This window comes from Clostridium pasteurianum DSM 525 = ATCC 6013, from assembly GCF_000807255.1.
In the GTDB taxonomy this organism is placed as follows: domain Bacteria; phylum Bacillota; class Clostridia; order Clostridiales; family Clostridiaceae; genus Clostridium_I; species Clostridium_I pasteurianum.
On sequence record NZ_CP009268.1, the window covers coordinates 4183282 to 4206916 of the forward strand.

Genomic DNA, 23635 nt, shown 5'->3' on the forward strand with positions numbered 1-23635 from the left:
CTCCTAACAAAAAAATTAAATTCTCGTAAGTTTTGCCTTTTCCCTTAAAGTCTTCAACCTCTTAATTGCCTCAAGCAACGTATCTTCATTTTTAGCAAAATGAAATCTTATATAGTTGTTTACATCTTCTTTAAAAAAACTTGATCCCGGTACTGCAGCAACTCCTACTTCCTTAGCTAACCACTCACAGAATTCTACATCACTACCATCAGTGAACTCTGATATATCTATCATGACATAATAAGCCCCTTCTGGTTTTGTGTATTTAAGTCCTGCTTCGTCTAATCCTTTTAAAAATAATTCTCTTTTCTTTGTATACAGTTCTGTTAAATCCTCATAGTACTTATCGGGAAGATTAATTCCAGCTAATATAGCTGCTTGAAGCGGTGCTGCTGCTCCAACAGTTAAAAAGTCATGAACCTTTTTAGCATTTTCAATTATATTCTCGGGGGCAATGACATATCCTATTCTCCAACCAGTTATTGCATAAGTTTTAGATAGAGAACTACAGGAAATAGTACGTTCAAACATTCCTGGCAGCGAAGCCATGTAATGATGTTTGTTAGGCTTCATAACTATATGTTCATAGACTTCATCTGTGATTACAAAAGTATCGTATTTCTTTGCTAAATCTGCTATAAACTGAAGTTCTTCCATTGTAAATACTTTACCTGTGGGATTAGATGGATTACATAGTATAATTGCTTTAGGTCTTTGCTCAAATGCTTTTATTAATTCTTCTTTATCAAAATTGAATTCTGGTGGATTAAGTGGTACGTATATAGGTTCTGCTCCACAAAGTATTGCATCTGCTCCATAATTCTCATAAAAGGGTGAGAATACAACAACTTTATCCCCTGGATTGCACACAGTCATCATGGAAACCATCATTGCCTCAGTACTTCCACAGGTGATAACAATTTCTTTATTAGGATCTATGGCAATACCCATAAACTTCCTTTGTTTTTTTGATAGTGCTTCTCTTAACTTTTGGGATCCCCAAGTAATTTCATATTGATGAGGTCCTTCGTCTGCTACTTTTATAAGTTCTTCTTTAATTTCTTTTGGAGGATCAAAATCAGGAAATCCCTGTGACAAATTTACAGCTCCATATTTATTTGCTATTCTTGTCATTTTTCTTATAATAGATTCCGTAAATCCATTTAGTCTTTCACTCATTTTAGGCATATTTAATCCATCCTCTCATTATACTAATACAATTGTTATGTGTAATTATTATTTAAAGCATCATTAATAATTAACTATTTACACATTCAATCAGGCAAATGGTATAAAATAACTATAAAACTTAATCTTTTATTTATCTCTTTTCAATATATTCTAATCTGACTGCCATCTATTTGTAACAATTTAACTTAACAGATTTATATAACCTCTAGTTTTTACCACAGCACTGCTTATATTTTTTACCACTACCACAAGGGCAAGGTTCATTTCTCCCAATTTTGTTTTTATTAACTACAGTCTTGGAATTCTTCCAGTTATTATGTATTTCCTTTCTTTTTTCTTTTGAAAAGATCCCATCCCATTGAGAAAGGCCATAAAGATAATCTGCTTTTGCTTCAAGCATATTAAAGTATAATTTTTCAAAGTCTACATTTGCATTTATAGTATCTTCTTTATTTATATTTTCTAGATCTAATTGTTCATTTAAACTATCGTTTATTCCATCTAAAAATCCCATAAAAAAGATATCATCCACTTCAAACTCTTTTGCCAAATCTTCAAATTTACCTTCTAAATCTTTTTTACGATCTGCTAATAGCTTAGTATATATTTTTGTTTCTATTGTCCCATATTCTTTCCAAAAAGCCGCTTCTCCTCTTGTTTTTACATACTCCACTACCATATCTGTCCAACTTTTATATAAACTCATACGTATTTCTCCTTTTATTCATCTCTACACAATTTATATTCCGATTGTTTTTGACAATAATTACATTTGTGCTCCGTATCTTCTACTACATTCGGGAACCTTTCATTTTCCAAAAGATAATCATCAAAGGCCTTGTCTAAATGCTCTTTACAAAAGTACTTATTTTCTTCTTGCACTTATATCATCCTTCCCAAAAGGTTTTGATATATCATAGTTACCACCAAGTACATCTGTATCTTTATTATTGATTTGTATTTTTATTTTTTTTACAGAAGATAGTTGTTCCAAAGACATAGTTAAACTCTTTAGTATAGCTTCTTCTTTAACTGGAGTCATAGGAACTTTTGCATCCTCACTAAAGTTTATAAAGGCAATATCATTATTTATAGAAAAACTTAAAAGTTTAGTAGTCTTAGGCAAGATAGGTTTTAGTTTGCTTTCTATTCCCGGTCCTTTTATGAGTTCATTAATAATAAGCTCTCCTATGAATTCTTCTTTTTTTATTAATCTCTCTTCCATACCTACTTCTGCCTTGTTTTCATTTTTTGATGCATCAAAATATAAATTCAAGTCAAGTGCCTGACCTTTCTCTTTATATAACTTCACATTTTCTACTTTATTGTTTAAATTTTGATTGTTATCTCTAAATGAACATGCACTAAATATTAAATTAGAACATATAAATATAATACCCATACTGGAAGCTAATACTTTTTTTTTCATAAAAATCTCCTCTCATCAATAACCTGTACTTAAATAAGCCTATATACCTTATTTAAATTACTTTCAATATGCTGTTGTGAGTTTTTATGTAACATTATAACAACAATTAATTATAAAACAAAAGTATTAAAATTCAGTATACCCACTTGGCATATCTCTTTTTGCCATGGTTATCGCTATATCCTTTTCTATTCTTATTCCTTCATCACTTAAAACATTTACTACTGTCTTAAATGCCAATTCTGGATAGTTATTTGTTTTACTTAAATGTCCTAGAATAATTTTCTTCTTCTTATAGCCACCTATTATATCCATAATAGCTTTACCGCAATCTTCATTAGATAAATGCCCAACATTACTAAGTATTCTTCTTTTTAAACTATATGGATAGGGTCCAAATTTCAACATCTCCACATCATGATTGCTCTCTAGAAGTATCACATCAGCATCTGCAAGCTGTTCTTTAATCTGATCAGAAAAATATCCTATATCCGTAGCAACACATGCTTTTTTATCTTTACAAATTACAGAATATCCTGTAGGTTTTGCCGCATCATGAGGTATATCATACCCTACTACCTCTAAATCTTTAATACATACACTATTTTTATCCATAATTTTAATATTATTCTCTTTTATTTTACCCACATTTTTAAGCATTGCCTTCCAGGTAGATTCATTAGCATATATAGGTATGTCATACTTTCTGGAAAGTACTCCTACTCCCTTTATATGGTCTGTATGCTCGTGAGTAACAAATATAGCATTTATATCTTTAGGATTTTCCCTTATTTGATCTAAAGCCTTCTCTATATATTTCCCAGAAAGTCCCGCATCTATTAATATTTTTGCCTTTTGCGACGCAACAAACATACTATTTCCACTACTTCCACTGTAAAGCGAACAAAATCTCATAATTTTCTCCTATACTTTAGTTTTAACAGACTTAATCTTGTGATGCTCTTACTATATCCGCTCCTAAAGCCTTGAATTTGTTTTCAATATGAGGATAACCTCTATCAATATGCTCTATGGAAGTAACTTCTGTAGATCCTTCAGCAATAAGTCCAGCAATAACCATAGCTGCACCAGCCCTCAGATCACTTGCTTTAACAACTGCTCCCGTTAATTTTTTAACGCCATCAATTATAGCAATTCTGCCTTCCACCTTTATGTGTGCACCCATCTTTTTAAGTTCGTCTATATGTTTAAATCTGCATTCAAATATACTTTCATTTATTATACTTCTTCCCTGTGAAACACACAAAAGTGTACTCATTGGTTGCTGAACATCCGTTGGAAATCCAGGATAAGGAAGAGTTTTTATATTTACACCTTTTAAATTTTTCTTTGATTTAACAGTAACAGAATCATCAAGTTCAATGACTTCAGCACCCATCTCCACTAATTTTGCTGATATTGACTCAAGATGTTTAGGTATAACATTATTTATAGTCACAGATCCACCACAAGCTGCTGCTGCTACCATATATGTACCTGCTTCGATTTGATCTGGAATAACACTATAATTACAACCAATTAATTCCTTAACACCCACTATTCTTATAACATCTGTACCTGCTCCTTTTATGTTAGCTCCCATAGTGTTTAAAAAATTGGCAACGTCTACTACGTGAGGCTCTTTAGCTGCATTTTCAAGTACTGTAGTACCCTCAGCCAAAGTTGCTGCTAACATAACATTTATGGTAGCTCCTACACTCACAACGTCAAAGTATATATTTGTTCCTATAAGCCTATCTGCTTCTACAATTATTGTTCCGTGTTCAATATTAACTCTTGCACCCAAGGCTTCGAATCCCTTTATATGCTGATCAATAGGCCTAACACCTATAGGACATCCTCCTGGTAATTCTACTGATGCCTTTTTAAATCTTCCAAGTAATGCTCCTATTAAGTAATAAGAGGCTCTCATTTTTCTAACATCATCAGTATCTGCTTTTACACTCTTTAACATAGTACTATCTATAGTAACTGAGTTTTTAACTCTAGTAATTTTACAACCAAGACTTTCAATGATTCTCTCTTCACATTGAATATCTTCTATTTCAGGAATATTATCTATAACACATATACTTTTACTAGCCATAATAGCCGCTGGAAGAACTGCTACTGCCGCATTTTTGGCCCCACCTATTTCCACACTTCCAAAAAGCTCTTTACCGCCTTTTATAATCAATTTGTCCATTCCCTTATCCATCCTCACTATACTAAATATATATATAAATTTTACATAAATTCTTTATTTAACATAACACAAATTATATTATAGCATAATTGCAGCTTTTTTTGTAATTAATTTTAAAATAATAACTCTATTATTACATATGGTCTAAAAGTATTGTAAATATCTATAATTACACCGGATTTTACCAGATGTTTTTATCATTGTATTTCAAACAAATTATACCTTAGTGTATAATTTTTGTAGGCAAAAGAGTTATTAAATACTACGAAAAATATAAAAGGAGATGCGAAAGCATCCCCAATACATAAATTATCCATTATAATGTTAATTGACAAGAAAAACATTAGGTGGGATAAATTATGTATAATATAAGTTTAAATGATGAGAACATAACTTTCAAGGGACTAGAGAAGAAAATATATGAATATGTGTGTAATTTAGCTTGTAGTATCATGAGAGAAACTTTAGATCAGATTGATAAAAGATTGATGGATGAAAGAGATACCAGTTCCCTACGGGATAAAGGAAAAAGGCATACTTGCATAAAGACTATTATGGGCAATGTAGAAATTGACAGACGAATTTATGAATATAGAGTTGATGGCGGTAAAAAAGCGTATAAATACCTCTTAGATGAGTATTTAGAAATGGATACTATAGGACATATGTCTATGAACCTTGTTGAAAATATTTTGAGTAATGTTACTGAAATTTCATATAGAAAGACAGCTAATAATATAAAGCTCATGTGTAATCAAGATGTCAGTCACACGGCAGTGTGGAATGTTGTGCAAGGTTTTGGAGAAAAGCTTAAAGAAAGAGATGCAAGAAAGGTTGAGCTTAGCAAACAAGGAAAACTTTCTGGAGCAAAAGAAGTCAAGGTGCTTTTTCAAGAACAGGATGGAATATGGCTGAATATTCAAGGTAAAAATAAGCCTGTAAAGGGTAAAAACAAGAAAAAAGAATTGAAGTTAGGTATAAGTTATGAAGGCTGGAAAAAGCGTCATTCTAGTAAAAATGAATATGTTGTAGAAAATAAATTAGTCTGTGCAAGTTTTGGAGATGCTAAGACTTTTAAAGAGTTATCAAAAGCTACAGTTGAAGAAGTGTATAACGTGGATGAAATAGATACTCGTATAATAAATGGTGATGGCGCAGCCTGGATAAAGGCAAGTATTGAAGACGAAGGTATATATTATCAACTTGATCCTTTTCACAAGAGTCAAGCCGTTTTGAGAGCAGTAAATGATAAACAAGAAGCAAAAAAACTTATAGATTTATTACACAAAGGGAAAGTATCTGAAAGCTTGAATAGTATAGAACAATTAATGATAAAAAATAATGCTGATGAAAAAGAAATGAAGAAATTATCTAATTTGTACAATTACTTTGTAAATAATAAAGAAGGATTAATACCATATCATCTTAGGGAAGACATAAAGCTGCCAGAACCGCCCGAAGGGCTTGAATATAGACATTTGGGTACTATGGAACATAATATATGTGATGTATTGGCTCAACGAATGAAAGGCAGAAAAATGAGCTGGTCAATTAGTGGTGCAGAAAATATGGCTAAAATACAAGCAGAGAGATTTAGTAATAGACTTTATAAGAGCTTAGATGAACTATGCAATAGTGTTTTGACCAAAGAAAAATTTGATAAAATTGAAGAAATAATAGTTTTATCAGCTGCTGAAGTAAATAAAAATATTTCTAAATCTAAAACATATGCTGTACACAAGGGTAAGGTCCCATTTACAGGCTCCGCCATAACTAACGGAAGAAAAGCAATAAGAAGAATTTTTGAAGATAGATGTTTTAGTGAATTAGTTTATAGGTAAGAAAGAAATGGTAATAAAATACAAGGGGAAAATACGCCCTTTCGGGCTAAAAAACAAAACCCTTTTAATATAAAAAATTTGATTAAATTATAATGGTAAAATTTAGATAAGAAAAGTGCCAACGTAAACTTGACACAAACAAATTATACTTGTTATTTTTATTCCAATTCCTTATATGATATAATTATTAAAACATCTTTAATTTTTGCTTTTACCTAGCTTAATTATTTTGTATACATCACATATGGAGGAATAAATATGAAATATTATTTAGTCGCATTATTTGATAAGGACTCTTATCTATTCATCGAAAAGATACAAAAAAGGATATGTAAAAAATATAAATTATACAAAAAACTTCCTGTTCTTCATATAACTCTTGAAGTAATAGATGATCCTGATATCGAAAAACTTGATAAAATAGTAACAGAAATAATAAATCCCTATAAAAAATTTCGAGTAAAACTAAATGGGGTTATTTGCTTCGATCCTCCATATAAATCAGTAAATTTAAAAGTGGAAAATAAAGGATACATAACAAGACTAATACGTCAAATTAATGAAAAACTAAAATTTTATCACTTTAAAGTAAGAGAAAATATAGATGATTGGGATCTACATGTCTCTTTAGCTAACACAAACTATGCTATTAGGAATTGGTCTACAGATGAATATATGATGGCCTGTGAGAATACTAAAAATTCTGATCCGCAGAAAGTAGCAAGAATAGATAGAATTGAACTTTGGAAGCCAGTAAACAATAAAAAGACTATGACTATTAAAAGTTTTTCATTAAAACAATATTAAAATTATGAATCATATCAATTTTTGTTTGATAAATTAACAATTAAATATAGTTTGTTTTTAAGTATTGACATAGCTTTTTATAGATAGTATATTTAAGCGTAAAGTGAATATAAATTTAATTAACAAATAATTTTATTACATAATAAATACTGTGATTGGGAAAAGTAAGTAATATAGATGTTTTAAAGAGAGTGGGGTTAGGTGAAAGCCCACAAACTAAGTATTGCTGAAAATCGCCCTTGAGTTGCAAGCTGAATTTTAGTAAGCTGAGCCGGCATGCCGTTATAATTTTCAAGTTAGGCATATGAAAATAAATAGAAAATCAAAGATGCGACGGATATTTTGAATCTTACAAGGAAACAAGTTCAGATGATAGTAAGGCTATCTGAGGGTTCTGTTGACGTAGTAGGATTCAAAATAGGCTAGCATACTGACTGGTTATTTATTTAAATCTGCCTTAGTATTTGGGTGGTACCGCGAACAGACTTCGCCCCATAAGGGACATAGTCTGTTCTTTTTTTGATACAGCATCTAAATAAATAACATTTTAAAAGTAAAGTTATATTTAAAAAAACAAATTTTATAAGGGGGTTTTTTTGTGAATAATTCTTATGTAGTTTACAACGGTAAAATAGTTCCTGAAAATGAGGTAAATATAAGCATTAGGTGTAAAGCCTTCAATTACGGATTAGGCTGCTTTGAAGGTATTAGAGCCTATTGGATCGAAGAGGATAGACAACTTTATGCCTTTAGATTAAAAGAACATTATCAAAGATTTTTACAATCCTGTAAAACTCTTAATATCAAATTACCTTATTCCGTAGATGAATTATGTTCTCTAACTGTAGATCTTTTGAAAAAAAATAATTTTAAATCTACAACTTACATAAGACCTATAGCATACAAAGGTGGAGAAGATATAGGACCAACTTTAATGGATGAAGACGACAGATTTGTAATATACTGTCAACCTTTAGGCAGTTACACAGGTAAAGAAGAACTTAAAGTTGCTATAACTTCTTGGCAAAGACTTGAAGATAATATGCTTCCTCCAAGAACTAAGGCTACAGCGGCATATCTTAACTCTGCACTAGCATCTCTTGAAGTAAAACAAAATGGATTTGATGAAGCTATTTTTTTAACTAGCAATGGCAATATCTGTGAAGGTCCTGGAGAAAATTTATTCATTTTCAAAAAAGGAAAACTTATAACTCCTCCTCCAAGTGATAATATTCTTGAAGGTATAACAAGAGACACTGTTATGGAACTTGCAAAAAATGAACTGAATCTTGAAGTAGTAGAAAGAAGTATAACAAGAACTGAATTATATGCTTCTGAAGAAGTTTTCTTTAGTGGAACAGCTATGGAAGTTACTCCTGTAATTGAAATTGACAGAAGAGTAATAGGTGATGGAAAAGCTGGGGACATTTCTAAAAAAATAAAAGAGCTGTTTTTTGAAATAACTTCAGGCAAAAATCCTAAATACTCTAAATACTGTACTCCTGTATACTAGTCTAATACAATAAATATAGAATCGGGAGGAATATTCTATATGAAAAGTATTCATATGAAATATGGAAATGAAAAGATTGAAGTCTCTGTTGATGAGGATAATCTTATACAAATAATTGAAAGCAATCCCTTTAATCTAGGTAAAAATGAAAATGAAGTAATCTTAGATTCCCTAGCTAACCCTATAGGAACTCCAAGGCTTAAAGATATAGTTGCTAAAGGTGAAAAGATATGTATTGTAATATCAGATATAACTAGAGCTTGGCAAAGACCTTATAAATTTTTACCTTTAATTGTAGAAGAGCTAAATAAATCTGGAATATCTGATAAAGATATCACATTTTTATGTGCTGCAGGTACCCATAGAAATCAAACAGAAAAAGAACATGGACTTTTATTAGGTCCTGAATTATCTAAAAGATTCAAGGTCATAGATCATGATTGTCTTGATAAAAATAACCTCGTTTATTTAGGAGATACAAGTTATGGAACCCCTGTATGGATAAATAAAATAGCTATGGAATGTGATCATATAATAATAACAGGTGCAATAGTATATCACTTGCTTGCTGGATGGGCAGGTGGTAAAAAATCTATTTTACCTGGTATATCCGGCTATGAAAGTATTATGGCCAATCACGCTCTTTCTCTTGGTGAAAATATAGGTGACGGCAGCAATCCACTAGTAAGATCCGGGTATATAGAAAATAATCCTGTTCATAAAGATATGTTAGAAGCTGCGTCTTTTGTTAAACCTAGTTTTATGTTCAATGTGATTATGGGATCTGATGGAAATATTGCAGCTGCAGTTTCAGGTAATTACATAGAAGCTCACAAAGAAGGCAGAGAACTAGTAAATAAAATTGATGGTGTTAAAATCCACGAAAAGGCTGATTTAGTTATTGCCAGTGCTGGTGGATACCCTAAAGATATAAATTTATATCAATCCAGTAAAACAATGATCAATATGAATGAAGCTGCTAAGGAAGGTGCTACTTTAATCCTTATCTCTCAATGTAGAGAAGGTCTTGGCGGAGACTCAGATATTAAAGATATAATATTAAATTACGATAATATATTAGATAGAGAAAAATCCCTTAGAGAAAGATATAGCATATCAAAATTTATAGGTTATTATGTCTGTGAAATGGCAGAAAAATATGATTTTATAATGGTATCTGATATAGATCAGTCATTAGTTAAAAATGCCAATATAAAAGTGGTTAGTACTATTGATGAAGCTCTAAATATAGTTTACAAAAAAAGAGGGGAAAATTTAAAAACTATATTAATGCCAAAGGGTGCTAACACACTTCCCATTTTACAAGATTAAAATTAGTTAATACTAAAAAGGTACTTAACAACAATAAAAATCTAATAAATTATATTGTAAACTTATATTGATAATCAATGTAAGTTTACAATATATGTTATAACCTTTTGGATGTATAAATATTATTATTTCTATAAACTTTCAATTAAATTATAGAATTTATTTAAAAATTTTATGTAATCGTTTATGCAATCTTTCATTATTTATGACTTTCATATAAAATATATATTATACGAAAGTTATGGAAAGGCGGCTTTATAATGAATTTGGAGAAATTATTCACTTTACAGAAAGAGTTAGACAATAGGATATTAAAAGAACATAACTTAAATGGTGAAATCTTATTCTCTCAAAAAGCTCTTGCACTCCAAGTAGAGTTGGGTGAACTAGCTAATGAAACTAGATGTTTTAAGTATTGGAGTAAAAAGAGTCCTTCTCCAGAAGAAAATATTCTAGAAGAATTTGTAGATTGCTTACACTTTATACTAAGCATAGGTATAGATAAGAAATTTCAACATATTGAAATTACTGTTGGAAATTATGGTGATGAAATAACAGATCAATTTCTAGACATTTTCATTGATATTAATGATTTTCTAATCTGCTCTTCAATAGATCACTACATAACTCTCCTTGAAGATTTTCTAAGCCTAGGTTTAAGTTTGGGATTTACAGAATCAAAAATAGAAGAAGCTTATTTAAAGAAAAACCTTATAAATCATGAAAGACAGGATAATGGTTATTAAAAAATTACCTATTTATAAAAAAACACTATCAAAGAACTATTTAGTCTCTTTGATAGTGTTTTTTTATTTCATATATCTACCTAACTTTGGTCATACTATTGTTAAGGTGGTGATTTTATGCTTGGTATACTTTTATCAATTTTATCAGGAATTTGTATGAGTGTTCAAGGAGTTTTCAATACAAGATTAAGTGAAAAAATAGGTCTTTGGGAGACAAATGTAATTGTTCAGGGAAGTGCATTAATCTTTACTTTAATAATATTGATATTTGCAGGTAAAGGAAATTTTAGAAATATAAAAGACGCAAATAAATTATATCTCCTTGGTGGAGTATTGGGAGTTATAATTATATACACAGTTATGAAGGGAATATCTTCTGTTGGTACTACTTGCGCAATTTCAACAATATTAATTGCTCAACTTTTATCTGCTGGAATTATTGATGCCTTTGGACTTTTTGATACTCAAAAAGTAGCTTTTGGAATAAAAGAAATAATTGGAATAATTGCTATGATAGCAGGACTAGTAATTTTTAAATGGAAATGTTGAATTTTCCCATAAAACTTAATAACAAATATCAGGTTTTCAAATATAATGATAATGGAAGTCATCTTATGGAGGAAACCTGATGTTTTCAATAAAGAAAAAACTTGATAATAATCTTAGACTAGCTATAAAAAATGATAGACTAAAAATTTACAGAGTTATTATACACTGTAATGCATTATTAGATAAACTTCAATCAAAAATAAAATCTTTTAAAGGTGAATTAGTCTGCATAATTCCTTCCGTTAATTGTGTATGTGCAAATATATCCTCCAGAGCTATTAATCGTTTAATAGAATATCCTGAGGTGGATTTTATCACCTTTGATAATTTTGCTTATCTCTGTGCAAATAGCGTATCTTCGTCTAATAAAGTAAATTTATCTAAAAATCTAAAGCTGACAGGTAAAAATACCTGTATAGCAATAATAGATAGCGGAGTATATCCTCATCCGGATTTATTAAGTCCTTTTAAAAAGATCAAAAATTTTATAGACATTATCAATGGCCTTAATTATCCTTATGATGATAATGGTCATGGTACTTTTATAAGTGGACTAATATCAAGCAGTGGTATTAATTCCAAAGGTGTATACAAAGGCATAGCTCCCAATAGTAGTATATATTGTATAAAAGCTTTTAATGCTTTAGGAAAAGCCTATATATCCAATATACTTTTAGCAATAGATAAAGTTATTCTTGATTGTAAAAAATTTAACATAAGAATACTATGCTTACCTTTTGAAATATGCACAGAGGATAACTTTATATTATCACTTTTTTATAAATCCTTTGAAAAAGCAAAAGAAAACAATATTGTAGTAATAGTTCCAAGTGGTAATAATGAAAACATAAAAAGCTCTATAAGAGGTATAGCTGGATTAGACAACTGTTTAACTGTTGGCGGATTAGACACTACTTCTACCATGAAATCCTATAGTTATTCTGCCAGTGGTCCCTGTGGTAAACTTATGAAACCTGATCTTTCTGCTGCCTGTGTCGATATCTGGTCACTAAAATCCGATAAAAACTTTATTTCAGAGAGAAATGGTGTAAAACTTTATCCACATAAACTTCAGGAATATTATACCAGTTTTACTGGTACTTCTTGTGCCGCTGCTTATGTAAGTGGAATTTGTGCATTGATGTTGGAAAATAATAAAAATTTAAATTATAAGGATATAATTTCCCTTTTAAAAGCTTCCTGTGAACTATTGGATTTTCCCAAATGGCAACAAGGTGAAGGCATAATAAATCTAAATAATTTATTTAGCAATGAATAATTTATAATTTTTTACACATAACTATAATCATAAGATATTAAATAATGCTAAAATCTAACTTTGCTCTCAAACATCTTTAGTTTTCTATACTTTAGATGTTTGTCAAAATATTAGCCTCTGAGTTTAAATTCTCAGAGGTTTTTATAATTTATATTCTTATAAATTCTATCTTTTCCTATTACTGTATTATAGAATATACTCCTTGTTTGTTCCAAATACATTTCTGGATCATTAAGTGCCGGGCTAAAATGTGTCAGCCAAAGTTCTTGTACCCTACTAAGTTTAGCTAAAATCGCCGCTTCTTTAAAAGTCATATGTTTATTTTTAATGGCTTTTTCAATATTCTTTTCATCTCCATACATACCTTCACATATAAAAAGATCTGATTCTTTTATAAAATTTACAATTGAATCTATAGGCCTTGTATCTGTAATATAACAAATTTTTATTCCTTTTCTCTCATCACCTAATACCATTTCAGGAGTAAATATTTCACTATTAAATTGAACTCTGTTCCCCCTTTGAAGAATGCTCCAAAATTTAGTAGGTATTTTATTGGACTCTGCTTTTTCTTTATTGAATTTATTCATTCTTTTTATTTCTATACTATAACCTAAACAAGGAAGTGTATGATCACAATTTATAGTGTGAATTATCATGTGATTTAATCTAAATTCATAAAATTCCTGCTGCACTTCTACTAAATTTAGTTCATAGGGAAGCATTGGTGCTATAACTGTCATCCCATTTACCACATTTTTCAATCCTGTGGGTCCTATTAAAGTAAGTGGATCCACTCTTCCGGAATTAGCAATAGTCAACAGAAGTCCTGGTAAACCTGCTACATGATCTGCGTGATAATGAGTAAAACAAATGGCGTCTATAGCCTTAAATCCACTACCCAGTATTTTCATGGATACTTGTGTTCCTTCACCACAATCAATTAATAATTTACTTCCATTAACACTTACTAAAAGAGAAGTAAGTGATCTATTTGGAACTGGCATACTTCCTCCACAGCCTAATAGATATATATCAATCAAATTTATCCCTTCTTTGTATTCAAAAATACTTGTAAAATTTCAACTTTTCTAAATAATAAATTATTTAATATTATAAGTAAAATTATAATTATTATCAATAAATACTAACAGTTATAAAATTATACATTCAATCTTTAAGCTTTATAAAAAGTAATTTGTATTTTATTAAATATTGTTTTAAAATATATGTATACTACTAATCAGCAAATATTATTACCATTTATAATAATTTTAATATATTTATTTTGAAAGGATGATTTTAATGATAAGCGAAAAATTATTTTCTGCATTAAATGATCAAGTAAACTACGAGTATTATTCAGCACATATTTATTTAGCAATGCAGGCATACTGTGCTTCTCAAGATTTACCTGGATTTGAGAATTTTTTCAAAGTACAAATTGAGGAAGAAAGATTCCATGCAAGTAAATTCTTTAATTACATAGTTGATATGGATGGCGATGTAACTATTAAAGGTATGGATAACCCTAACAATGAATTTGGCTCAGTGCTTGATGTATTTAAAGCAACTTTATCTCATGAAAAATTTGTAACAGAGAGAATCTACAATCTTATGGATATAGCTACAGATGAAAAGGAACATGCAACTATAAGTTTCTTAAAATGGTTTATAGATGAACAAACTGAAGAGGAAAAAACTGTTTCTACCATATTAAAAAGATTAGAAAGAATTGGTGATGATAAAGCAGCATTATACATGTTAGATGCTGAATTAAGTCAAAGGGTATTTACACCTCCAACAACTACTGCTTAATAAATAAATTATATTAACAGTTTATGTTTAAATGAATTTTATGTAACTATCCAATAACTAGAGGCTGTTATTTCCAACTTCAAAGTTGAATGTAACAGCTTCTAGTACAGGATAAACCAATTTAATAATAGAGAATTCTGCATACAGCTAAAATATAATAATTAATCATGAATAACTTTCCAATTTCCATCAACAGAGGCCTCTATTGTACCCCTTGATAGTATGTAATTAGCTATCAATTCAGACATGTCGATAGGAATATCTCTTATTACAGGTTTACCTTTAAACATATTATAGTTTCCGCCGCCACCAGCTCTATAATTATTCATCACTACATCATATTCTTTCTCCATTTCTAAAGGATTTCCTTGATAATTTAATTTTACTATTCTATTACCCATTGGCCTTGATATATTTATTTCATATTCTATACCTTCCCACATATCGTAATTATAGTGCTGAGGCTTAGGATTAGAAAACTTTGAATTTACTTTAATACTTTCTCCGTCATAAGGTGCAAAATAGGATGCTGACTTCTCCAATGCTTCCTTGATATCTATTCCTTTAATCCTAATAACTTTAAGTGTATTAGGATAGACATAATTTGAAACTATATCCCTCATGGTAACTTTACTTGAAAATCCTCTAGACTTATTATCAAATAAAGCTGTATTAGAAATATCTACTCCTGCACTGTCCATTTGGACTCTATTAATAAATTCTATTAAAGCATTATCTTTAGTTCTTATATCCATATAGTTTTTAACTGTCATATCTCCATTTATGTTGCCTATGACTTTATCAAGCCAAATTTGAGTATCTTTTTCAATATTCTCTACTATATCTTCAACACTTGACTGCGATACTCTATTTTTACAATAAATCAACTTAGAATTCTTATCTATTACTTTCCATCCATTAAAATTTCTTTTAAGATTAATTTCTACTTTTCCTATGGCTTTGGCAGCATTTCCCGGTTGAACTACAATCACACCATTTATATATTTATTGTAAATACTTCTATGCTGATGACCAGTCAATAACACATCTATATCCTTTACTTTCATACAAAGGTCATAAGCTTGATTTTCTCCAGTGATGCTTTCTGTAGGCTTACCAGTATCTAAATCTCTTTCGAAACCACCATGATAAGAAACTACTACTAAATCTACCTTCTCTTTTTCTTTTAAAACTTTAATCCATTTTTCAGCAGTTTTAATTACATCTTCAAATTTTAATTCATCAATTATATCAGGATTCTCCCAATTGGGAATATATTTTGTAGTAAGTCCAAGGATGCCTACTTTTAATCCATTTTGAAAACTTTTTATTATGTATGGATTACCAAAGGCCGGTTTTAAAGAATTTTTATTTAGTATATTTGCTGAAAGCCATGGAAAATTTGATTGCTTTATTGAATTATTAAGTATCTCCATGCCATAATTGAATTCATGATTTCCTATAACAGCTGCATCATATTTTAAAAAATTTAATACATCTATAATGGAATTTTTATCTCTTTTATCTATTTTTGCATAATAATAAGTAAGTGGAGTACCTTGAAGCATATCACCATTATCTATTAAAATTATATTCTCATTTGAATTTCTTTCTTCTTCAATTATAGCAGCAATTTTTGACATTCCATTTTCAGTTTTTTCATTATTAGAATAGTCTATAGGAATCATATTCCCATGCACATCACTGGTTTCTAATATAATTAATTTAATTTCATTTGATGACATAATTTACAACTCCATTTCAAAATTTAAACATTTTAAAAATAATGTATTTTAAAGTTATTAAATAAATTTATAATTAATTATAACAATACTTTAAATTTTATACAAAAAGAAATTATAAAATCTGGTTTACAGAATTCTATAATTTCTTTTATTATTTGCATAAGATTTATATTTTATTTTAAAATCATCTATTATAAATGTTGACTTTATAATTTCATCTATAAAATTTTTATCTATTTACTCTTATCTATTTCTACATCTACATTATAATTTGGAAGAAGTTTTCCATTATTTCCTTCTATGGATATATTCACAGGAATGTAGGTATCTCCATTTTTGCTAAGTGAAGCAGCATTAGCTATATTAGTAACTTTACCTGTCATTTTTGTATTGGGATCAGAAGTTGGTATTATTTCAACGGATTTTCCTACTGATACATCTTTTATGAATTCTTCACTTACATTTGCTTCCACGTAGAGGCTATTTAGATCCTTTAAAGTTAATGCTGCTTTTTCTGGGCTAACTAAATCTCCTGCTTTATATGTAATATCAGTAGCTACAGCATTATCCATATTGGATATTATACCACTGTCATTTAAGTACGGTCTATTTAGTTTAGCCTTTAGTGCATCTATTTCTATCTTATCAGCATCTATCTTAGCCTGTCCCGCATCTATTTTGGCTTGATATGCCTTTTTAGCATTATCCCCTGTTATATCTTTCTTACTTTCCACATCTGCATTCTTAGCACTTATATCTGCATCTAAAGCTTTTTGCTTTCCTTTAATTGTTGCATTATAATCACTCATATCCAGATCTATAAGTTTATCACCTTTTTTTACTAACTGTCCTTCCTGCACATTTACTTTTGTTACCTTTGGAATAGCCGTTGCAGGAAAATCTATGACAATATTTTCAACATTAGCTGCTTGAACTGTTCCTGAAGCTTCTATAGTATTCTTATTTTGCTTTGCTGACGCTGCAGTTTTTTTGTCTGTATTTGCTGTACTTGAACCTCCACAAGCAGTCAATACTAATGTTAATCCTATAGAAATAATTAATAAGCATATTTTTTGTCTTCTCATTATTCTTCTACCACCCTTCCATCTCTTACATATATAATTTTTTGACCATATTTTGCTGAATCAGGAGAATGAGTAACTTGCACAATAGTTTTTCCATTTTCCAAATTTATTTTTCTAAGTAATTCCATAACTTCTCTTCCTGTCTTACTATCTAAATTTCCTATAGGTTCATCTGCAAGTATTACATCAGGTTCATTAATAAGTGCCCTTGCGATTGCAACCCTTTGCTGTTGTCCTCCTGATAATTCTCTTGGTGTATGCTTTCTCCTATCCTTAAGACTTACTATTTCCAATATATTTTCTAATTTTTCTTTATAATCTTTAAGTTTTTTACCATCTAATAGTATCGGCAGCATTATATTTTCTTCTACATTTAAGTTTGGTATAAGATTATAAAATTGAAATACAAATCCTACATCTCTTCTTCTCATAATACTTTGTGCTTTATCATTCATTACAGAAAGTTCTTTTCCCGATATTTTAACACTGCCGCTTGTAGGTTTATCTAATCCACCTAGTAAATATAAAAGAGTACTCTTTCCTGAGCCAGAAGGTCCCATTATAGAAACAAATTCTCCTCTTTTTATTTTAAGATTAATATTTTTTAATATATCTACACTTTCTGTTCCTAGTTTATAAGTTTTATTAAGCTCTTTAGCTTCAATTATCACTTCATTTAAATCAGGCTGTCTCTGTAAAGCTTCCATATTAAATCAACTCCTTTTTATAACATTTTATTTCATACAAATATTTATTCATATTTTATAGCTTCAATGATATTTAGCTTTGAAGACTTCAAAGCAGGTATTATTGAAGAAATTAAAGTTATAATCATACCTAGTATTAAACAAGTTATAAATATCTGTGCTTCATAATGTACAGGCATTGGAAAGTTTGCAGACTTTAATACGAAAGGCATAATATACGTAGATATAAGACCTCCAAATATACCCATAACAGCACCTATAATTCCTACTGAAAATGCCTCTATAAACAACATTTTTATAGTCTGAATTTTACTCATACCTACAGAAGCCAATACCGCCAATTGCCTTTTTCTTTCCATAAAGCTTATTATAAAATTATTAAGTACACCAAATGCTCCAATAACAAGAGATACTACAGGAAATATTTTAATTATCATAAGCATCTGATTAATTTGTTTAGCATTTTGTTCCTCCATACTTCTCCATGAAATTGCATTTATTTGGTTTCCCTTAAATTGCTTACTTAAATTATCTGCTACTTCATCTGGATCTTTATTGGTAGCAGCAAATATACTACCATATTGATTTAATTTAAAATCCTGCTTTAAATATTTCTCTGAAACTATAGCCATACTTCCATTATACATAAGAGTACTAAAAGTTCCTGAAATTTTATAATCTCTATCACCATTAGCCGTTTTCAAAGTTATTACATCCCCAATATTTAGATTTAGACTTTGTCTTACACTTTCTGTTATCACAATTTCTCTATTATCATATAAATTTTTTAAAACATTATCTCTATTTTGAAGAAAATTTACATTCATAAAATCATTAAAATACTTAGGATTATAACCATATATGCCCATAATATTACTATTGGTATCTTCAATCTTTGTAGAATTAGCAGAATACATACCAGCAGCCTCAGAAATACCATCAGTATTTCTTACCCTACTTAAAATATCATTATTTAAAACACCTCCATTACTGCTAATAAATACATCACACTTGGATATTTCATAAGCCTTTACCAGTTCTTTTCCTAAACTGAAACTTACTATATTTAGCATAAATAATGCAGATATACCTATAGTTAAAAGTGATATATTATTCAATATATTTTTATTATTCCTAAGATTTTTTGCGGCCAGTATTCCTTCATTTCTGAATATCAGTGCATATAATTTTTCAAGTATTATGACAAATAGTCTAGTAAAATATGGAACAATAATTACAACCCCAATAGTCCCTATTACCATACCTATCAAATCTAAGAGAATAGCTATACCTCCTTTAATCGATAATCTAGGTAAAATTAAAGCAATTAAAATTAATACTAAAGCTAAGATAAATTTCCATATCTTTTTTCTTTGAACAGTATCAATAGTATTTAAAACCACATCTTTCACTGAAAGTTTTGATACCTTTATTATGGGTATTATGGCACTAAAAGTGGAAACTGATACTGCAAAAATAAATGCTATAGCTATTTGATTCGTACTATAATTTATATTTATATCAATTCCACCTGCCTGACTGCTTAGTCCTATAGCTGCCAGTTTTACTATTCCTATTCCCACTACTATTCCTATTATACCCCCTATTATTCCATAAATTATGCTTTCACATATGAGCACTGAATCTGTCATAAATTTAGTAGCTCCAATGCTCCTAAAAGTTCCTATTATGGGGAGCCTTTCTATTATAATAACTTTAAAAACTGTGTATATTATAAACACACTCATGGTTAAAACAATTATGAGCATAGCCATAAAAGCGGTACTTGTAGATTTGGTATTTTCATTTATTTCATCCATATCTATAGTTGGTTTCACATTATAGTTTTTGTATGAATCTGTAAGTTGTTTTATAAGATTATCTGTATCCGATGGGTTTTTAGTTTTTAAATAAATTGTGGATGCCATTCCTCTAGCATCATTTAATTGCTGTGCAGTGGACTTTGGAATGATTGCTAAAATAGTTTTATCTTCTGTTTTAAATATTCCATCTGATTCTACAATACCTGCTACAGTAAAGATTTGATTATTATTACTGAAATTTAACTTTAATTTATCACCAAGCTTAATATTATATTTATCTGATGACTTTTTACTTATAATGATTTTATTACCTTGAAATAGATTTATAGATAAACTATCTATAAATTTAAGAGGATTCATACTTTCCAAATCATTATAATCTATACCAGTAAGCTGAACCGGTATAACTTCATCTATATTATAACTATATTGACCATTCACATTCATTTCTTCAACTATATAATCTAATTTATCTTTATATATCTGTGCCTTATTTGATAAAAAATAAGGTGAAGGTGATTCTTGACCTGCTGTAATCATTATTTCGGCACTTCCAAAAGCACTTTTTGCAATGTTAATTTGTGCTTCCTTTAGTGTAGATGCTATTCCATTGGCTGCAAAGAATAAAGCTGTTGAAGCCATAATGGAAATTACTACAAGAAATGTTCTAAGCTTTTTTTCTTTTATATTTCTAAGAACAAATTTTAATATTATATTCATACACTCCCCCCTAAATCCATATATTTTATTATCGTCTACAATATTCTAATCTTTACATTTATATAATAAATGAATATACATCGTCTGTCAATGTATATAATATATAAATATATGCCTGTTTCTTTTATAACTATTATTTTTACATAACGTAATTTTAATGAGTTATTCTAAGTTTTGTCATCTTTATAAAATTCAGAATTTATAAAAACTATAAATAAAAAATTCTATATTTATTACTATAATCATGTATATAATCTAATTATAATTTTAAAACCTTAATTAAATCTTAATTAAATCTTATTTTTTTTTAATAATAAAATAGTACCTAACCATTTATAAATCTTTCAGTCAGATACTATTTATTAATGATAGTTTATTCAGCAACTTCTGCATCTGCTTTAATCACACGAACTGTTCCATGTGAATGGTGAGGTGATGCATAAAATTTATCTATTATTATAGACATCAAACTCCAAATATAAATATGCAGGATTCTCCAGTTTTCTAATGGTTGAGCAGAATTAAGGGCGGTACTCACTTCTATAAGTGAAGTGTAGTTTATGGTGAGTACAATAATAATTATAAAACTTTAATTATTATATGGGTATTTATAATTTCAACTAATCAAATAAAAAATCATATTAGCCACAAATTAATTTATGGTTAATATGATTTTTTACTTAATAGGATTTAAAAATACATTTTAATAAGCTGTCTTTAATTGTTGTCTGTGTGCTATAAAGGATAATGTATAATTTATCACAAAGTATATTAATGCTAGCATACCAAATATACCAAATACTTGCGCCGTAGTACTATATTGACCCATTATTATCATTCCTTTACCTGTTAACTCTTCAATTCCTACTACCCATACAAAAGATGTATCTTTAATTACAGTCACAAAGGTAGAAACTAATGGTGGAACCATGTTACGAAGCGCTTGTGGTAAAACAATATGAATTAATATTCTAACATATCCAAAGCCTTGAGATTGTGCTGCTTCCCATTGTCCTTTAGCAATTGAGTTTAAGCCAGCACGAATAATTTCCGCAACAATTGCACTGGTGAATATAGTCATAGCTAAAATTCCTGAATTTATTGGCTGTAATTTTGTCATAAACCGTATAGAAAGTATAAACAGCAATAGTGGTGTGTTACGAACAATCTCAATATAAAAAGTGGCTATAGGACTTACAACTTTATGGTTTACAAATCTTGCAATTCCCAAGATTATCCCAACAATACTACTAAATATTATAGTCATTATTGCTATATATAAAGTAGTACCTAAACCTTTAAGTAAAAATGTAAATATTTCTGGTTTAAAAAGTTCTGTTATCATATTGCCACCCCCATTTTACGTTCTAATCTTGCTGCAAATCTAGCTATAGGTAAGCATAATAATAAATATAATAAAGCTGTTACTACATAAGCTGGCCCATAATAAAGATTATTACTTGACCAAGAATCAGCAGTATACATTAAATCTCCTCCAGCTACCATAGCCATTACAGAAGTATTTTTTACAAGACTTACAACTTGATTAGTAAGTGGTGGAAATATAAGTTTTATTGCCTGTGGCAGAACTATGTATCTCATAGTCTGCATATAATTAAATCCCTGAGAAATAGCCGCTTCCGTTTGTCCCTTTGCTACAGCCTGTATACCAGCCCTTACTACCTCTGCTATATAAGCTCCATGATATATCCCAATTCCTAAAATACCAACTACAAAAACTGATAACTTTATGCCTAAATGAGGAAGCATATTATACAAGAAAAATATTTGTATTACTAACGGTGTATTTTGTATTACGGAAATGTAAATTTTGTTTATTCTTTTAGGTATTCTGTAGTGCAGTGCACCAAATATACCAAAGATTACTCCAAGTACTAATGCTAAAACTAATGCTAATATAGATAATATAATCGTGTTTAAAAATCCATGACCAAAAACAGACCACTCTCTAAAAAGAGCTTCCCATTTAAATATTGCAAAAGGATTAGACACTATTGTATACCCCATTTCTTGATAAGTTTATCAAGCTCTCCTGATTTTTTCATTTCATCTATAGTCTCATTTATAGTTTTAGCTAATTCATCATTTCCTTTTTTAGATGCTATACCATATTCTTGTGGAGTAAAACGTTCATTTAAAATTGTAGTAGAATTATCTAAGTATCCATATAAAATAGATCCATCAACTGAGAAACAATCTACACGTCCAGAATCCAAAGCTGCTTTAATTTCTGGATAACTTGAAAACTCTAGGAATTTAACATCACTTCCAACCTTTTTAGCTGATTCTTGTATTGCCTGCTTACTTGTAGCACTTTGAGCTACACCTATAGTCTTACCATTTAATCCCTTTAAATCTTTAATTCCTGAACTCTTTTTAACCATTAGTCCTACACTATCCTTAAAATATGGTTCAGAAAAATTATAACTTTTCTTACGTTCATCAGTTATTGTAAAAGTAGCTGCAATCATATCTACGTCTCCACTATCTAAAAGAGGACCTCTTGTCTTTGCAGTTACAGCTTCAAATTCAATTTTATTTTCATCGCCTAAAATCTTTTTAGCAACTGCTTTAGATAAATCTATTTCAAATCCTTCAATTTTTGAAGTTTTAGGATCTTTGTATCCAAATTTAGGTACATCTACTTTAACTCCAACCTTTAAAGTTCCTCTATCTTTTATAGCTTTTATATCTGAACCAGCTGCACCTGAATCTGATTTTTGTGAAGATGAACTACAACCTGTTAAAGCAATAATAGTTACTGTCAATAATAAACCTATAATAACCTTTAGTTTTTTCATATTATATTCCTCCAATTTTATT

22 protein-coding genes and 1 other annotated feature are annotated in these 23635 nt (G+C 29.4%); of the genes, 8 read left to right on the forward strand and 14 right to left on the reverse strand.

What is annotated here, in order from left to right; genetic code table 11:
- Positions 1 to 15: 15 nt before the first annotated feature.
- From CLPA_RS19085 to CLPA_RS19105, 6 genes are all read right to left on the reverse strand, one after another.
- On the reverse strand, positions 16 to 1188 hold the full coding sequence (locus CLPA_RS19085) for a pyridoxal phosphate-dependent aminotransferase (protein ID WP_003445170.1): 1173 nt from the start codon (positions 1186 to 1188) through the stop codon (positions 16 to 18).
- Positions 1189 to 1396: 208 nt separating this feature from the next.
- Positions 1397 to 1897, reverse strand: coding sequence for an SEC-C metal-binding domain-containing protein (locus CLPA_RS19090; RefSeq protein WP_003445168.1), 501 nt, complete (start codon positions 1895 to 1897; stop codon positions 1397 to 1399).
- Between the two features lie 14 nt (positions 1898 to 1911).
- The gene (locus CLPA_RS20610) at positions 1912 to 2073 is read right to left on the reverse strand and encodes a CxxH/CxxC protein (protein WP_003445166.1); all 162 of its coding nucleotides are present in this window, start codon (positions 2071 to 2073) and stop codon (positions 1912 to 1914) included.
- The gene (locus CLPA_RS19095; RefSeq protein ID WP_003445164.1) at positions 2057 to 2620 is read right to left on the reverse strand and encodes a GerMN domain-containing protein; all 564 of its coding nucleotides are present in this window, start codon (positions 2618 to 2620) and stop codon (positions 2057 to 2059) included. Before CLPA_RS19095 ends, CLPA_RS20610 begins: the two co-directional genes overlap by 17 nt.
- Positions 2621 to 2746: 126 nt before the next feature.
- Positions 2747 to 3535 carry an MBL fold metallo-hydrolase gene (locus tag CLPA_RS19100; RefSeq protein WP_003445162.1) on the reverse strand — a complete coding sequence of 263 codons (789 nt, stop codon included), beginning with the start codon at positions 3533 to 3535 and terminating at the stop codon, positions 2747 to 2749.
- Positions 3536 to 3566: 31 nt separating this feature from the next.
- Positions 3567 to 4826 (reverse strand): UDP-N-acetylglucosamine 1-carboxyvinyltransferase, encoded by a 1260-nt coding sequence (locus CLPA_RS19105; protein ID WP_003445161.1) that lies wholly within the window; start codon positions 4824 to 4826, stop codon positions 3567 to 3569.
- 359 nt (positions 4827 to 5185) lie between these two features.
- Here CLPA_RS19105 and CLPA_RS19110 point away from each other — a divergent pair, with 359 nt between their 5' ends.
- The 7 genes from CLPA_RS19110 to CLPA_RS19140 all read left to right on the forward strand — a co-directional run bounded on the left by CLPA_RS19110 (position 5186) and on the right by CLPA_RS19140 (position 12893).
- Positions 5186 to 6667, forward strand: a complete 1482-nt coding sequence (locus CLPA_RS19110) for an ISLre2 family transposase (protein ID WP_003445159.1) — start codon at positions 5186 to 5188, stop codon at positions 6665 to 6667.
- Positions 6668 to 6925: 258 nt separating this feature from the next.
- Positions 6926 to 7474: a 2'-5' RNA ligase family protein gene (locus CLPA_RS19115; protein WP_003445157.1), complete on the forward strand. Its 549-nt coding sequence runs from the start codon at positions 6926 to 6928 to the stop codon at positions 7472 to 7474.
- A gap of 142 nt (positions 7475 to 7616) precedes the next feature.
- Positions 7617 to 7972: a binding site (T-box leader), on the forward strand.
- A 100-nt stretch (positions 7973 to 8072) separates the two neighbouring features.
- On the forward strand, positions 8073 to 8987 hold the full coding sequence (locus tag CLPA_RS19120) for a branched-chain amino acid transaminase (protein ID WP_003445155.1): 915 nt from the start codon (positions 8073 to 8075) through the stop codon (positions 8985 to 8987).
- Positions 8988 to 9026: 39 nt separating this feature from the next.
- Positions 9027 to 10319, forward strand: coding sequence for a lactate racemase domain-containing protein (locus CLPA_RS19125; RefSeq protein ID WP_003445153.1), 1293 nt, complete (start codon positions 9027 to 9029; stop codon positions 10317 to 10319).
- Positions 10320 to 10579: 260 nt separating this feature from the next.
- The gene (locus CLPA_RS19130; protein WP_003445151.1) at positions 10580 to 11065 is read left to right on the forward strand and encodes a dUTP diphosphatase; all 486 of its coding nucleotides are present in this window, start codon (positions 10580 to 10582) and stop codon (positions 11063 to 11065) included.
- 117 nt (positions 11066 to 11182) lie between these two features.
- Positions 11183 to 11614 carry a DMT family transporter gene (locus CLPA_RS19135; protein ID WP_003445149.1) on the forward strand — a complete coding sequence of 144 codons (432 nt, stop codon included), beginning with the start codon at positions 11183 to 11185 and terminating at the stop codon, positions 11612 to 11614.
- Between the two features lie 79 nt (positions 11615 to 11693).
- On the forward strand, positions 11694 to 12893 hold the full coding sequence (locus tag CLPA_RS19140) for a S8 family serine peptidase (protein WP_003445146.1): 1200 nt from the start codon (positions 11694 to 11696) through the stop codon (positions 12891 to 12893).
- 131 nt (positions 12894 to 13024) lie between these two features.
- Here CLPA_RS19140 and CLPA_RS19145 read toward each other — a convergent pair whose 3' ends face one another.
- Positions 13025 to 13936: a ribonuclease Z gene (locus CLPA_RS19145; RefSeq protein WP_003445143.1), complete on the reverse strand. Its 912-nt coding sequence runs from the start codon at positions 13934 to 13936 to the stop codon at positions 13025 to 13027.
- A 262-nt stretch (positions 13937 to 14198) separates the two neighbouring features.
- Between CLPA_RS19145 and CLPA_RS19150 the strand changes: the two genes are divergently transcribed.
- Complete coding sequence (locus CLPA_RS19150) at positions 14199 to 14711, forward strand: ferritin (protein WP_003445141.1); 513 nt, start codon at positions 14199 to 14201, stop codon at positions 14709 to 14711.
- Positions 14712 to 14872: 161 nt separating this feature from the next.
- Here the strand turns inward: CLPA_RS19150 and CLPA_RS19155 are convergent, their stop codons facing one another.
- The 7 genes from CLPA_RS19155 to CLPA_RS19185 form a co-directional block, all read right to left on the reverse strand.
- A complete protein-coding gene (locus tag CLPA_RS19155) occupies positions 14873 to 16456 on the reverse strand; it encodes a bifunctional metallophosphatase/5'-nucleotidase (RefSeq protein ID WP_003445139.1) in 1584 nt (527 codons plus the stop codon).
- A gap of 233 nt (positions 16457 to 16689) precedes the next feature.
- Complete coding sequence (locus CLPA_RS19160) at positions 16690 to 17541, reverse strand: efflux RND transporter periplasmic adaptor subunit (protein WP_003445130.1); 852 nt, start codon at positions 17539 to 17541, stop codon at positions 16690 to 16692.
- A complete protein-coding gene (locus CLPA_RS19165; RefSeq protein WP_003445113.1) occupies positions 17541 to 18248 on the reverse strand; it encodes an ABC transporter ATP-binding protein in 708 nt (235 codons plus the stop codon). The genes CLPA_RS19160 and CLPA_RS19165 overlap by 1 nt, the downstream gene beginning before the upstream one ends.
- A 44-nt stretch (positions 18249 to 18292) precedes the next feature.
- Positions 18293 to 20791 carry an ABC transporter permease gene (locus tag CLPA_RS19170; RefSeq protein ID WP_003445110.1) on the reverse strand — a complete coding sequence of 833 codons (2499 nt, stop codon included), beginning with the start codon at positions 20789 to 20791 and terminating at the stop codon, positions 18293 to 18295.
- Positions 20792 to 21494: 703 nt separating this feature from the next.
- A complete protein-coding gene (locus CLPA_RS19175; protein WP_003445105.1) occupies positions 21495 to 22136 on the reverse strand; it encodes an amino acid ABC transporter permease in 642 nt (213 codons plus the stop codon).
- Positions 22133 to 22819 (reverse strand): amino acid ABC transporter permease, encoded by a 687-nt coding sequence (locus tag CLPA_RS19180; RefSeq protein ID WP_003445103.1) that lies wholly within the window; start codon positions 22817 to 22819, stop codon positions 22133 to 22135. The genes CLPA_RS19175 and CLPA_RS19180 overlap by 4 nt, the downstream gene beginning before the upstream one ends.
- A complete protein-coding gene (locus tag CLPA_RS19185; protein WP_003445102.1) occupies positions 22804 to 23613 on the reverse strand; it encodes a transporter substrate-binding domain-containing protein in 810 nt (269 codons plus the stop codon). The genes CLPA_RS19180 and CLPA_RS19185 overlap by 16 nt, the downstream gene beginning before the upstream one ends.
- Between the last annotated feature and the right edge of the window lie 22 nt (positions 23614 to 23635).

Excerpts from the sequence above, each read along its gene's own strand:
- CLPA_RS19085 (WP_003445170.1), bottom strand. The coding sequence starts at position 1,188 with ATGCCTAAAATGAGTGAAAGACTAAATGGATTTACGGAATCTATTATA.
- CLPA_RS19090 (WP_003445168.1), bottom strand. The coding sequence starts at position 1,897 with ATGAGTTTATATAAAAGTTGGACAGATATGGTAGTGGAGTATGTAAAA.
- CLPA_RS19095 (WP_003445164.1), bottom strand. The coding sequence starts at position 2,620 with ATGAAAAAAAAAGTATTAGCTTCCAGTATGGGTATTATATTTATATGT.
- CLPA_RS19100 (WP_003445162.1), bottom strand. The coding sequence starts at position 3,535 with ATGAGATTTTGTTCGCTTTACAGTGGAAGTAGTGGAAATAGTATGTTT.
- CLPA_RS19105 (WP_003445161.1), bottom strand. The coding sequence starts at position 4,826 with ATGGACAAATTGATTATAAAAGGCGGTAAAGAGCTTTTTGGAAGTGTG.
- CLPA_RS19110 (WP_003445159.1), top strand. The coding sequence starts at position 5,186 with ATGTATAATATAAGTTTAAATGATGAGAACATAACTTTCAAGGGACTA.
- CLPA_RS19115 (WP_003445157.1), top strand. The coding sequence starts at position 6,926 with ATGAAATATTATTTAGTCGCATTATTTGATAAGGACTCTTATCTATTC.
- CLPA_RS19125 (WP_003445153.1), top strand. The coding sequence starts at position 9,027 with ATGAAAAGTATTCATATGAAATATGGAAATGAAAAGATTGAAGTCTCT.
- CLPA_RS19130 (WP_003445151.1), top strand. The coding sequence starts at position 10,580 with ATGAATTTGGAGAAATTATTCACTTTACAGAAAGAGTTAGACAATAGG.
- CLPA_RS19135 (WP_003445149.1), top strand. The coding sequence starts at position 11,183 with ATGCTTGGTATACTTTTATCAATTTTATCAGGAATTTGTATGAGTGTT.
- CLPA_RS19140 (WP_003445146.1), top strand. The coding sequence starts at position 11,694 with ATGTTTTCAATAAAGAAAAAACTTGATAATAATCTTAGACTAGCTATA.
- CLPA_RS19150 (WP_003445141.1), top strand. The coding sequence starts at position 14,199 with ATGATAAGCGAAAAATTATTTTCTGCATTAAATGATCAAGTAAACTAC.
- CLPA_RS19155 (WP_003445139.1), bottom strand. The coding sequence starts at position 16,456 with ATGTCATCAAATGAAATTAAATTAATTATATTAGAAACCAGTGATGTG.
- CLPA_RS19160 (WP_003445130.1), bottom strand. The coding sequence starts at position 17,541 with ATGAGAAGACAAAAAATATGCTTATTAATTATTTCTATAGGATTAACA.
- CLPA_RS19165 (WP_003445113.1), bottom strand. The coding sequence starts at position 18,248 with ATGGAAGCTTTACAGAGACAGCCTGATTTAAATGAAGTGATAATTGAA.
- CLPA_RS19170 (WP_003445110.1), bottom strand. The coding sequence starts at position 20,791 with ATGAATATAATATTAAAATTTGTTCTTAGAAATATAAAAGAAAAAAAG.
- CLPA_RS19175 (WP_003445105.1), bottom strand. The coding sequence starts at position 22,136 with ATGATAACAGAACTTTTTAAACCAGAAATATTTACATTTTTACTTAAA.
- CLPA_RS19180 (WP_003445103.1), bottom strand. The coding sequence starts at position 22,819 with ATGGGGTATACAATAGTGTCTAATCCTTTTGCAATATTTAAATGGGAA.
- CLPA_RS19185 (WP_003445102.1), bottom strand. The coding sequence starts at position 23,613 with ATGAAAAAACTAAAGGTTATTATAGGTTTATTATTGACAGTAACTATT.